Here is a 12496-nt window from a genome sequence, read left to right as displayed (position 1 = left end):
TGAGGCGAAGAATAATTACGGTATAATACTTATGGTTGAAACGTCAATTCTTGTCATTCAAGTCAAAAACCCAATTCTACGCGTCTAAAAGTGTTTTGGATCAATATTTTTTTTACTTGCGAGTGCGTAACTCAGCGTTAATGAAAACTTTGAGTCCGAAGGGACACGCCATGACGCTTTTTTTCAGGAACTCCGCGAAGGCAACAATCGAGGCCTTCAGCCGATCGCAGGCGATGATTGAATTCACGCCCGACGGACATATCCTGAATGCCAATCCGAACTTCCTTGGGGCGATGGGCTACACGCTCGATGAGATCAAGGGGCAGCATCACCGGATGTTCGTCGATCCGGACTATGGCAACAGCGTCGAGTACAACGAGTTCTGGCAGGAACTGGCTGCCGGGGAATTCAAGGCAGAAGAGTTTCTCCGGTTCGACAAGGCCGGAAACGAGGTCTGGATCCAGGCCTCCTACAATCCGGTCGTGAACGCAGCCGGCAAGGTGGTCAAGGTCGTCAAGATCGCGTCGGACATCACCGCGCAGAAATTGCGCAGCGCCGATTTCGAGGGCCAGGTCGATGCACTCAATCGTTCGCAGGCGGTGATCCATTTCGAACTCGACGGCACCATTGTGGATGCCAACGAGAACTTCCTCGGGGCCATGGGTTATTCGATCGACGAGATTCGCGGCCAGCATCACAGGATGTTCGTGGAGCCGGATTACGGTCAAAGCGACGCTTACCGCCGGTTCTGGGAGGAGCTTGCAGAGGGACAGTTCAAGGCTGACGAGTTCAAGCGCGTTGCGAAGGGCGGTCGCGAAATCTGGATCCAGGCTACCTACAACCCGATCATGGATGCCTCGGGCCGTCCGTTCAAGGTGGTGAAATTCGCATCGGATATCACCGAACAGGTGCTGGAGCGTCAGCGCCGCAGGTCGGTGCAACAGCAGATCGACGCAGATCTCACGGAAATGTCGCAGTCCATTTCAGAGACGGCACACCAGGCGGGCGAATCGGCTTCTGCAGCCGAGCAGACCTCCTCGAGTGTGCAAACCGTTGCCGCAGCTTCGGAGGAACTTGTTGCCTCCATTCAGGAAATCAGCCGGCAGGTTCAGGTCGCTCTGGAGGTTTCCGGCAACGCGCAGGGTGAGGCCGAGCGATCCAGCGAGATCATGTCGGGTCTGTCCGAAGATGCAAAAACCATCGGGTCTGTCATCGAGCTCATCGATGGAATTGCCGACCAGACCAATCTGCTGGCGCTCAACGCGACCATTGAAGCGGCGCGCGCAGGTGAAGCAGGCAAGGGATTTGCGGTTGTTGCCTCCGAGGTGAAAAGTCTCGCCTCCCAGACGAGCAAGGCGACCGAGGAGATTTCCACGCAGGTCAATTCCGTCCAGGAGACAACCGAGCGGGCGGTCGAAGCCATTGAATCCATCATGGGCGTGATCAAGAACATCGCCGAGATTGCCACGAGTATCTCGACCGCGGTCGAAGAGCAGACGGCGGTGACCAACGACATCTCCTCCAACATGCAAGCCGCGGCACAGGGGGTCGAACTGGTGACGTCCAACCTCCAGACGATTTCGTCCTCCGCCACGCAGCTGGAAGGATCGACAAACACCGTACGGGAAGCCTCCCAGTCGCTGATGTGACCGTGGCGGCATATCCTGGGCCTATTGTTTGACGGGGCCTTTGCCCGCGTGGCTTCAGCCCGCGTCAGGCATTGAGCGGGATCGCCGGGTCTTCACTGGCTGTTCGCGTCCTGTCGTAGCTGGACCTTACCTCGCTCAGGAAGCGGTGTAGCCTGGTACAGCAGTCATTGAGATCGTAGCGTGCGACAATTGTACGCCTTGCTTCCGCGCGCAACGGGCGGAAGGTGTCGGGAGATGTCAGAGCCTCCCCGATCCGGTCGGCGAACCCTTCGATATCGAAAAAGTCCACCAGCCGTCCATTGATGCCGTCGTTGACCACTTCGCGTACGGGCGGCGTTGCGGATGCAATGACCGGTGCGCCGCACGACATGGCTTCCAGAAACGACCAGGAAAGCACGAAGGGGTAAGTCAGGTAGACATGGGCCGCCGATACCTGAAACAGTCGCACGAGATCGCGGTGGGGAATTTGGCCCAGAAAGTGGACCTTGCCAGGTGAGAGCCCGGTTTCGTCGAGCAACTTCTTGCGCCAGTTTTCGTCACCCTGCGGTCCGCTTCCGTAGCTGACGCCGTCTCCTCCCGCGATAACGAAGCGCGCCTCGGGATTGCGTTTTCCGGCCATGGCTGCGGCGCGCATGAATTGGGGGAAGCCGCGATAGGGTTCAAGGTCGCGCGCCGCGAACGTGACGACCGGATCGCCTGCACTCAGGAGCGTGCCGTCAGGCAGACGGAACGAGGCGAGCGGATCGGGCCGGGCGCGGGAAGTGTCAATGCCTTCATGCTGGGCAACGATCTTGTTCCGGTACGCGGCGGGATATCTGCTTTTTTGCCAGAGTGTCGGACTGATGCCGTGGTCCATCTGGTCCAGTGTTGCCAGCTGAACAGCGTTGCGCAGCCGCATCGTCTGTTTCCGTTCCAGGCTGATCTCGTCGGACGGTGCAAACCCGGCATCCCCGCCCCGGGGCTGGAAATAGTATTCACAGAACCCGATAACGGGTGTCTCGGGAAGCGCGTCCTTCACGAACATCATGCCTCCCCAGGCGATATGTCCGACGACGAGATCCGGGGCTCTGCCGTGCTGCGCAAGACGGCTCAGGATATCGGCAACACGCCGCCCCGCCTCGATATAGGGAATGGTTGAAGCTTTTCCGGCCCGTGTATCAGGACCTGCCGCGCCCCCGTTGCCATACCGCAGCACGCGCAGCCCGGGAACGGGCCTGTCTGCGCTTTCGCAGACCAGCGTGACCGTCCATCCGTCAAGGATGAGGCGCCGGGCAATGTGAACGAATTGCCCGGGGCCATGCCGGTGCACAAAAACAACATGCATTGACGGCGCCTCTGGTCAGAACCCGTTCACGCCCATGCGGCCATTGCGCTGTTGCAGATCGGTCGCCCAGATGACTTCCAACTTCCGCAGCAGCGCAAAGGTTTCCTCCAGAGCCATCCTGTCGCGTTCGTTGCGCACGATCTGCGCCTGGTTCACTTCGTCTGCCGACTTTATGGCCTGGCAGAGCGACTTGCCTTTGTCCGTCAACCTGATCCTGGCCGAACGCCTGTCCCTTGCGGACGCGGTGCGGTCGACGTAACCCGACTGAACCAGCTGCTTCAGGCTGTAGGAGGCATTGGACCCAAGGTAGTGCCCCCTGTCCATCAAGTCGCGAACCGACAGATCGTCGTCGCCGATGGTGAAGAGAAGCATCGCGTGAGACGGCGATATGTCATCCGCCCCGATGCGGATCAGATCGACACGAAGCCGATCCAGGTAACGCCGGTACATTCTCTCGATTACGCGAACTAGTTCGAAGTGGTTTGCGTGAGAGTACGGGTTCATTTCGGCCCTCATGTCCGACTCCGCTACTGTGTATGTATTCTCTTCCACCTTTGGTTTGGGGATGTTTATCCGGCCATTTATCTGTTGTGGTGCATCAGTGAATATTTTGTGCATACGCCCCTAACTCCCACCAAATTTCGAACTAAATTCGAAATAATTCCATTTCCAAGTTGCTCCTTGTCTTCGCGGTGGTTTGTTATTTTTATTTATAATTTTATCTTTTGCATGAGAATCAATTGCGTGCCACAATTAAATCCCAAATTTCTCTCAAGTTAGTCTACAACCTTTCATCGTTTATAGGGAAAAGATGTGTCGATTTCTAGGCAAATACTGAATTTTTTCGCACGTGCGAACTCGTCTTTGGGTTGAATGTTTGGAGAATGGTGAATGGTTGAGCAGGTGAAACCATCGGCAAACGACCCGTCCTTGCTGGTTCGGGAAGCTCGGAAAACCTTTGCAACTGGATTATTCGCAGCAGCTGTTTTGAGCGGCTTCATCACCCTCCTGCAGCTTACCGCGCCGCTGTTCATGCTGCAGGTTCACGACCGGGTTCTGAACAGCCAGAGCCTCGACACGCTTGGAATGCTCGTCATTATTGCAGCCGGCGCGCTGGCGCTCTACGGGGTTCTGGAGTTTATCCGAAGCCAGATTTTTCAGGTCATGGGAACCGAATTGGTCCGACGCCTGAACCACACTGCGATCGAAGCGGGCGTGAAATCTTCATTGGAAAAGGGGGGAAGTCTTGCCTCAGAGGTGCTGCGCGACCTGAGTGATCTCAGGAGTTTCATAACAAGCAATGCGATCAGCGCCCCGCTCGAAGCGCTCTGGGTGCCCATGTTCCTGGCGGTGCTGTTCATCCTGCATCCGCTTTACGGCCTTCTGGCCATCATTTCGGCTTTCGTGCTGATTGGTCTCAATCTCATTTCCGACATGGCGACACGGTCACTGCTGAAAGAAGCCAACTCGGCCAATGTCGAAAACGTTTCGAAAATGGGTTCCACCCTTCGTCATGCAGAGACAATCGAGGCGATGGGCCTGATGCCGGCGCTCGCGCGCCGCTGGCAGAAGAAGCAACTGCATGCGAGCGAACTGATGGCCTATGGCAGCAGACGCGGCAAGGCGATCCACGCGCTGACCCGCAGCCTGCGCATGGGGATGCAGATCGGCGTGCTGGCACTTGGCGCCGATCTGGTCATCAAGGGTGAGGTCACGGCTGGCACCATGATTGCGGCCAGTATCATCACCGGGCGTCTCTTGATGCCCTTCGACAACATGACCGAGCATTGGCGGCAGTGGGTCTTTGCGTTTACCGCCTGGGGCCGGGTTCGCGACATACTTGAGAATCATGCGTCCATCCGTCAGACGATCGCAACGCCGCCCAGTCAGGGTCCGCTCAAGGTCGACAAACTGGTCTTCGTCGCACCGAACACTCCTGTCCCGGTGATCAAGGGCATCTCGTTCACGCTTGAACCCGGTGATGTCCTCGGTGTGGTCGGACCGTCCGCGGCCGGCAAGTCAACCCTGGCCCGCCTTCTGGTCGGGGCCTTGCAGCCAACGACCGGCGGCGTGTTTCTCGACGGGCACAATGTGTATCTTTGGGAACGGGCGTCGTTTGGTGCGATGATCGGCTATCTGCCGCAATCCGTGTCCCTTCTGGACGGAACCGTGCGCGAGAACATTTCGCGCATGTATGATGCGGACCCGCAAATGGTGATTGATGCGGCGCGGTCCGCGGGCGTTCATGAAATGATCGGCCGAATGCCACTTGGCTACGACACGCCAGTCGGCGACAACAAATTCACCTTGTCAGGTGGCCAGAAGCAGCGGGTCGCTTTGGCGAGAGCCCTGTTCGGCCAGCCCCGGCTTCTCGTACTGGATGAACCCAACGCGAATCTCGATACCGAAGGCGAGGTGGCGCTTTTGCGGGCAATTTCGAGCGCCAAGGAAAATGGCGCGATCGTCGTCGTGATTGCGCACCGCCCGGCCATCATGGAAGCCGCGGACAAGATCCTCGTTCTCGAGGATGGCAGGATCAGCCAGTTCGGTGACAGAACGGAGGTTGTGAGCAATATCTCACGACGGCTGCCTGCCCCGAAACCGACGCCTGCCCTTCCGCCGAATGGAGAGGTCGCATGAGTACAGACCCGGACAACCAGGTTGCCAAGCCGGCCCAGCAGGCGCTTGACAGCGAAAAGAAACCCTTCTGGCAGCCCGCCGACAATCTCGAAGCCGAAAAGCCTTCAAGCCTTCGTGGTCCGCTGATCGCCTCGTCGATTGCGGTCGTGATCGGTTTCGGCGGCTTCCTCTTGTGGGGCTTCACGGCGGACCTCGACAGTGCGGCGGTGGCAACCGGCAAGGTCGTCGTCGACAGCCAGCGGAAGACGATCACGCATCTTGAAGGCGGCATATTGCGCAGGCTTCTCGTTCAGGAAGGTGATTTCGTCAAGCAGGGCCAGCCTCTGGTGGAACTGGACGACACGCGCGCACGCGCAGAGCTTGCCCAGTTGCGGGCCAAAAGGATCAGCCTGATGGCGACACTCGCGCGGCTGCGGGCGGAAAGGGATCTGAAGGACCAGATCGAGATGCCGCCGGAATTGACAAAAAGTGATGCCATCGCCGTTGCGGACGTGATGGCGGCGGAGCAGCGCTTTTTTGAAAAACGGCGCAAGGTCTATGAAGGCAAGGTCGCGTTTCAGCAGAAGGAGATCGAGCAGTTCGAGGCCCAGATCGAGGCCACCGAAGCTCAAATCGAGGCGAACACCAACCGGCAGGCCCTGCTCAAGGAAAGGGTCGAAGCCCTTACCTTGCTTGAGAAAAAGGGGTTTACCTCCAAAGCGATCCTGAGCGACGAGCAACTCGAACTCAGCGAACTGATCGGTGACGGCGGCCAATTTGCGGCGGACAAGGCGAAGTTGGAGAAAGCGCGGCAAGGCGCGGAAGTCGCGCTTTTGCAAGCGGAACAGGAATTGCAGAGCGAAATCGCCAGCGAGATCCTGACGGCGCAGCTGGAACTCAACACCACGACTGAGCAGATCATATCGTCAAAGGACATTCTCGACCGGCTGGTCGTCTACGCGCCTCAAAGCGGGATCGTCTACGATATCGAAATGCGCACGCCGGGCAGCGTTGTCGAGCCCAGCAAGGCGATCATGGATATCGTCCCGCAGGACGAAAAGATGCTCGTTGAGGTGCGCATGAACCTGAAGGACATCGATCATGTGCGCGTCGGTTCGCAGGCCCGAATCAGGCTTACGGCATACGACAGGCGGAACGTTCGCCCCCTGGAAGGAGCGGTTTCGTTCGTGGCCGCCGACCAGAGCGTCGATCAGCAGACGCAGGAAGCGTTCTACGTGGTTCGTGCGGAGGTCGATCAGACGGAGCTGGCCAACAATCCGGTCGTTGCGCTTTATCCGGGGATGCCTGCGGAAGTGCTGATTGTGCGCCGGGCGCGCAAGGCGATCGAATATCTCGTCGAACCGATTTCCGACAGCTGGAACCGCGCTTTCCGCGAAGACTGACACCTGCAATCCCTGTAAATTTTATTGACACCGGCAGCTCATTGTTGAGCTGCCGTTCATTTGTGCGTTGCAGCATAGATTTGCAGCATGAGTAGTGGCTTTCAGACTTTTTTCTTTAGTTCTACTAACCCTCGCGTGTATGCGGGTTTAGTTCGAAAATTTATTTTTTCTGATTTAAGTAATTGAAAAAAAACAAAAAAATAGTTTCAGATCGTAACTTGTGCCGCGAAAAGCGAAAAACAAATTCGAAAATCGATGTAATTCATCTGAATTAGTCTGGTAAAATTGGTGTATCCTTCGCGTAATATCATATAAAATACTCTGTATTCTAAATATTGCCTTACTTTTTTCACTATTCATCCCTTTGCACACAGTTATAAATGTGTATTGTAACTTCGCACCGCAAGAAAACGGGGTTTGTGCGGTGCGGGGTGCCGCGGTTTCCGGGGCGTTGTTTAAGTGAGGTAAACTTCAGGAGTAAGCTATGGCCACAATTGAAGGCAGTGCTTTCCAGGATTTCCTACAGGGTACAAGTGCCCAGGATTTCATTTTCGGGCTGGGCGAAGCGGATGTTGTCGTGGGCAATGAAGGCGACGACTTTCTGTTCGGTGGCAAAGGCGGCGATCTGATCGCCGGCGGTGATGGTGCCGACAAGATTTTCGGCGAAGGCGGCAACGACGTCATTCTTGGCGGCGCTGACGCGGACACCATTTTCGGTGGTTCGGGATCCGACTATATCGAAGGCGGCGATGGTGGCGACATCATCCTCGGCGGCGAAGGAACCGATATCATTGACGGTGGTGCCGGCAACGATCTGATGTTCGGTGGTGGAAACCACGATGTGTTTGTTTTCTCCGGTGGCGGTGGCAACGACATCATCATGGACTTCCAGGTTGGCGATCTCGTTCAGATTTCTGCAAACATCAACAACACCGGTATTGGGTCTGCGGCGGATGTCGCGGATCGCGCGACGCAGGTCGGCAACAATACCGTCATCGATCTGGGCAACGGCGATACCGTGACGCTCAACAACATCGATGCAGATGACCTGAAGGACAATCCGGAAGGCTTCATCGTCGTTTCATAACGTGACTGCCCCGGGTGTCCGGTTCGCCGGGCGCCCGGGGCTGTCGTCATCCGCCGGCCGGATCGGCGTAGCGTTGCGTATTGAAGTTAAAAGATGCTCGAAACTCTCGGCACATACGCGGAATCGTCTTTTGATGCCCCGCAGTTTCTGCAGTTGACGCCTGAAGTATATCTGGTCGCCTGGGATCCCGCCCATGCGGTCAACGCGCCGCCGCAGCTCGAGGAGGCGTCAGGCAAGACGTTCTCATCCCTTGCAAGTGTCCGTCTGGCATTGCTTGACGGACGTTCCAGGATTGTCTGGGCGCTCGGTGTCAAGGAACCGTCGCCTTTGAAACTCAAGCTGACTGCCGGCGCGGTCGGTTCGGGGGCCGACCTGACATTCGACCCCGAAAAGGGTGCAAATGCCGCGGACCCGTTCGCACTGACCAGCGGGCTTTCCCAGAATGCGTGTGCGGTACTCGTCACAACGATCCTGAACACGTGGTCCGGAATGTTCCGGCTGTCGCGTTCCAGAAGCTTTCTGGGATTTGCGAAAAAGCTGCTTCATTCCGTGAACGATACGCCGCCGGTTGCGGACTGTGTTGCGTGTGTCGGGGATACCAGAATTATCGAAACCCTTCTGAACAGCGAATGCGCCGAAGTCTCTTCCGCGGTGCTGATCGGTGACGACGGTATCAGGAGGCTTGACCCTGAGCCATTCAACGCGCCTTACAACAGCGGCAAGAACCGGCTTTTCGTCGGCACGGTATCGAGCACGAAAGCGCCAACGAAAAGTTTCCTTGTGCTGTCCGGGCCCTGGGGGCTGGCGATAAGGCGCATGGAAGCAGGCGGCGAACCGCGTTCGCTCAGCTCATGGTGGGCGGCCAACACCCGCAAGCTGCCGGAGTTGCGCGATCATCTCATCACCAGGTTTGGCGGAAAGACCCCGGAAACACGGGCGGCGGTGCGCGACCTGCAGCTGGCGGAACCGATGCCTGCCAGACGGCATGGCGCACTCGGAGAAACGGCGGCCTTTTGTGCCGTTGAAACGGCTCTGACGGTGGAAAGCGGTGTGCTTGCCGGCGGCTGGATGCGCGATCCGGGCAGATCCTACGCCGGTCTCGATCTCCTGGTTCCCGGCGTTGAGCCGCAATCCTTGAACTTGCATACATTTGACGGCGTGCTGCCGGAATCCCAGGGTGGATATGCGATCCGGAAGTTTGTCGCCTTTGCACCGGCGGGTGCGAAGTTGAAGCACCATATTCAGCCGCGGTTCGAGCTCAGACTGGCATCCGGCGAACGGGCACCCCTGGTTCCCCCGCCCCAGCCGGGAGATGCGGTGGACAGCAGGGCGAGCGCGCTTGGCATCGTGCCGCCGAGACATGCGACCGATGACGTGATCGCAAATTGTCTCGCACAGCCGTTCGCCGAATTGCAGGAGCGTTTCAGGAACCAGATCGGGTGCCCAAGCGAAATCACGATCGGCGCACAGCTCAATGCGCCGACCGTTTCCATCGTGATTCCCCTTTACAAGGTCTATGACTTCATCAAGCCGCAGCTGGCCGCGTTCGCCGCCGACAGATGGCTGGCTGAAAACGCGGAAATCATCTTCGTGCTCGATTCCCCGGAACAGGCGACGCATGTCGAAGACCTGATGATCGGCTTTCACCTCCTTTACGGTCTGCCGCTCCGGCTCGTCGTGATGGAGCAGAATGGCGGCTACGCGCTTGCCTGCAATGCCGGTGCAGAGCGTGCGCAGGGCCGGTATCTCGCCATGATAAATTCCGATGTCGTTCCGACCGAGAGCGGCTGGCTCGAACAGCTCTGTGCCTGCCTGATGATGGATGAACAGGTCGGTGCGGTCGGCGCGAAGCTGCTTTATGCGGACAACGCGATCCAGCATGCTGGCCTTAAGTTCATCCACGACGAGAAGAAGCGCTGGTTCAACCACCACTACTTCAAGGGCTTTCCGCGAAACTACGCCCAGGCCAGCCTGTCGCGGGAAGTTCCGGGCGTCACAGGTGCGTGTCTGGTCATGTCACGGTCGGATTTCGAGCAGGCCGGTGGGTACACGACCGATTTCATGATCGGAGACTACGAAGACAGCGATCTCTGTCTCAAGCTGCGGGCCAGCAACAAGAAGATCTATTACTTGGGTGATGTCGAACTTTATCACTTCGAGCGAATTTCAATAAAGAAAAACGGCGATTACACGCGGGGAGTTGCGTCTCAATACAATCGATGGCTTCAGCAACTCAGATGGGAACAAGAGATCATGGATGTAATGTCGTCAATCGGGGCACGGGACGGGGTGCTGACCGGATGAATTCACCTGTTGTCATTGCGGATCATATCCGCTTGAAATCGGCGCCGCTCAGCGGCGGCAGCCTGGCGCTTCTTCAAAAGACGATCGAACGGAACCGCTTTCTGCCCGTTCCGCCGCAGGAGGAGAATTTTGTCGGCGACGGTGACTATCTGGCGATAGGAACCGAATTCCTGGGACATTTCATCGAGCTCGGTGGATTGCAGGAGCATGAGCGTGTTCTCGATATCGGATGCGGAATTGGCCGAATGGCCGTGCCGTTGACCCAGTATCTTGATCCTGAAAAGGGAATGTATACGGGCCTTGATCCGGCACCAGCCGGTATCCAGTGGAGTGCGCAGCATGTCGGCGCCGTTTATCCCAACTTCCGCTTCATGCATCTGGATATCGCGAATGATCTTTACAATCCCAACGGCCGGATCCGCGGCAAGAGCCTGTTGCTTCCGTTCGAGAACAATTCGTTCGATTTCGCGATCATGACCTCTGTCGTCACCCATTTGCCGGCCGAAGAAATCGAACCTTATTTTCGCGAAATCTCTCGGCTGCTTGAGCCGGGCGGCAGATTGTTTCTGTCTGCCTTCGTCATGGAGCCGGAAAGCCAGCGTGGCGCGGCTGAATTGACACCCAGGATCAGGTTTCATCGCACGCCGGAAGGACCGTCCTGGCACGCGGACGCAAATGCCCCGCTTGCCGCCGTCGCTTTTGATGACGGGTTTCTGGATACCACCCTGCAGACAGCAGGCTTCGACATCGCGTTGAAGAAGCTCGGTCACTGGCGCGGGCAGACCGGAAGCCAGCATTATCAGGACTTCTTCGTCGCGGTTAAGTCCACGCGGAGGCAGGGCGCATGAGGGTTCTGGTTTTCGCGCACAATCACCCCGACCTTCATCCTGGCGGTACGGAGACGGTTGCGCTCGAACTTTCCAGGGCCTACCGGGAGGCGGGACATCAATCGCTCTTTGTCGGGGCGACCAATCAGTTGCATCGCGAGCCGCACCCGGGCACCAGCTTTCAGGCGATCAGCGACAGCGGCGACGAACTCCTGATGTGGGCGGGGCACTTCGACCGCTTCAACATGAGCCAGATCGACCTCAGGGCGTTCGTACCCGACATGACGGCGCTGCTGGAGAGTTTCCGGCCCGACGTTATTCATATCCACCATCTGATCCTGTTTGGCGTTGAATTGCCGGTGCTCATCCGCCGTGTCCTGCCTGACGTTCGCATCGTCATGACACTGCACGACTATTACGCGATCTGTGCGAATGACGGCGTGCTCATGCAAAGCCCGGATGAACCTTGTGCAGCGCTTGGGCCCGGCGGCCTTTGCCGCTGCATCGAAGCGGCAAAGCCGAACGATATGCGGTTGCGCGAGCGCTTCATCAAGACGCATCTTCAGGCTGTCGACCAGTTTGTGTCACCAAGTGCGTTCCTGCGGGATGTCTACATCCGCTGGGGATTGCCGGCCGACAAGATATCGGTCATCCGGAACGGCCGTCCGGAGACTGCCCCGGCCGAAAGCAGGGCCGGGGATGAAGATCCGAAACGTGTCTTCGGATTTTTCGGCAACATGACGCCATGGAAAGGGATCGAAGTCCTGCTTCAGGCCGCGAAACTGCTGATCGAGCGCGATGTCGAGTTTGAACTGCGCGTGCATGGCGGCTCTCCCTTTCAAAGTACAGACTTCGTCGAGCGGATCGAAACGCTCTTTGAAGACACCGCGCCGCATGTTGTGCGCCTCGGTCCCTACAAGCCGCATGACGTTGCAGAACTCATTGCGCCGGTCGATTGGGTGATCGTGCCTTCGCTCTGGTGGGAAAACGCACCGCTGGTGATCGCCGAAGCGCAGCAGCACAAAAGACCGGTGATCACGACCGGGGCCGGGGGAATGGCGGAGGCTGTTCGAAACGGCGTGGACGGACTGCATGTGCGCCGGAACGATCCGTCCGGACTGGCGGCGGTGATGGAGAAAGCCGCCGGGGATCCGCAAAAGTACCGCGAACTGGCGGAGAACACACAACAGCCGCCTACCGTTTCCAGGGTCGCTGAACAGTACCTCCAGCTGTTTGAAGACCAGAGCCGGTTCGCAGACGACCCCGCAGCCTGACGAGAGCAC

9 protein-coding genes are annotated in these 12496 nt (G+C 57.7%); 7 read left to right on the top strand and 2 right to left on the bottom strand.

Features of this window, described 5'->3' with window-relative positions; translation table 11 throughout:
- Positions 1-170: 170 nt before the first annotated feature.
- Entirely contained in the window at positions 171-1649 is a 1479-nt protein-coding gene (locus RBB49_RS05385; protein WP_306141668.1) for a PAS domain-containing methyl-accepting chemotaxis protein, read from the top strand.
- Between the two features lie 64 nt (positions 1650-1713).
- Here the strand turns inward: RBB49_RS05385 and RBB49_RS05380 are convergent, their stop codons facing one another.
- Positions 1714-2973, bottom strand: coding sequence for a glycosyltransferase (locus RBB49_RS05380; protein WP_306141667.1), 1260 nt, complete (start codon positions 2971-2973; stop codon positions 1714-1716).
- 15 nt (positions 2974-2988) lie between these two features.
- Positions 2989-3477 carry a MarR family winged helix-turn-helix transcriptional regulator gene (locus RBB49_RS05375; protein ID WP_306141666.1) on the bottom strand — a complete coding sequence of 163 codons (489 nt, stop codon included), beginning with the start codon at positions 3475-3477 and terminating at the stop codon, positions 2989-2991.
- Between the two features lie 387 nt (positions 3478-3864).
- On the opposite strand from RBB49_RS05375, the gene RBB49_RS05370 reads away from it, so the two are divergent.
- From RBB49_RS05370 to RBB49_RS05345, 6 genes are all read left to right on the top strand, one after another.
- The gene (locus tag RBB49_RS05370; RefSeq protein ID WP_306141665.1) at positions 3865-5613 is read left to right on the top strand and encodes a type I secretion system permease/ATPase; all 1749 of its coding nucleotides are present in this window, start codon (positions 3865-3867) and stop codon (positions 5611-5613) included.
- Positions 5610-6995 (top strand): HlyD family type I secretion periplasmic adaptor subunit, encoded by a 1386-nt coding sequence (locus RBB49_RS05365; RefSeq protein WP_306141664.1) that lies wholly within the window; start codon positions 5610-5612, stop codon positions 6993-6995. The genes RBB49_RS05370 and RBB49_RS05365 overlap by 4 nt, the downstream gene beginning before the upstream one ends.
- A gap of 484 nt (positions 6996-7479) precedes the next feature.
- Positions 7480-8082: a calcium-binding protein gene (locus RBB49_RS05360; RefSeq protein WP_306141663.1), complete on the top strand. Its 603-nt coding sequence runs from the start codon at positions 7480-7482 to the stop codon at positions 8080-8082.
- 93 nt (positions 8083-8175) lie between these two features.
- On the top strand, positions 8176-10386 hold the full coding sequence (locus RBB49_RS05355) for a glycosyltransferase family 2 protein (RefSeq protein ID WP_306141662.1): 2211 nt from the start codon (positions 8176-8178) through the stop codon (positions 10384-10386).
- Complete coding sequence (locus RBB49_RS05350; protein WP_306141661.1) at positions 10383-11234, top strand: class I SAM-dependent methyltransferase; 852 nt, start codon at positions 10383-10385, stop codon at positions 11232-11234. The genes RBB49_RS05355 and RBB49_RS05350 overlap by 4 nt, the downstream gene beginning before the upstream one ends.
- Complete coding sequence (locus tag RBB49_RS05345) at positions 11231-12487, top strand: glycosyltransferase family 4 protein (protein ID WP_306141660.1); 1257 nt, start codon at positions 11231-11233, stop codon at positions 12485-12487. Before RBB49_RS05350 ends, RBB49_RS05345 begins: the two co-directional genes overlap by 4 nt.
- Positions 12488-12496 lie beyond the last annotated feature (9 nt).

Source organism: Roseibium sp. MMSF_3412, assembly GCF_030733265.1.
Taxonomy (GTDB): Bacteria; Pseudomonadota; Alphaproteobacteria; order Rhizobiales; family Stappiaceae; genus Roseibium.
This window is presented reverse-complemented; position numbering and strand designations above follow the sequence as displayed.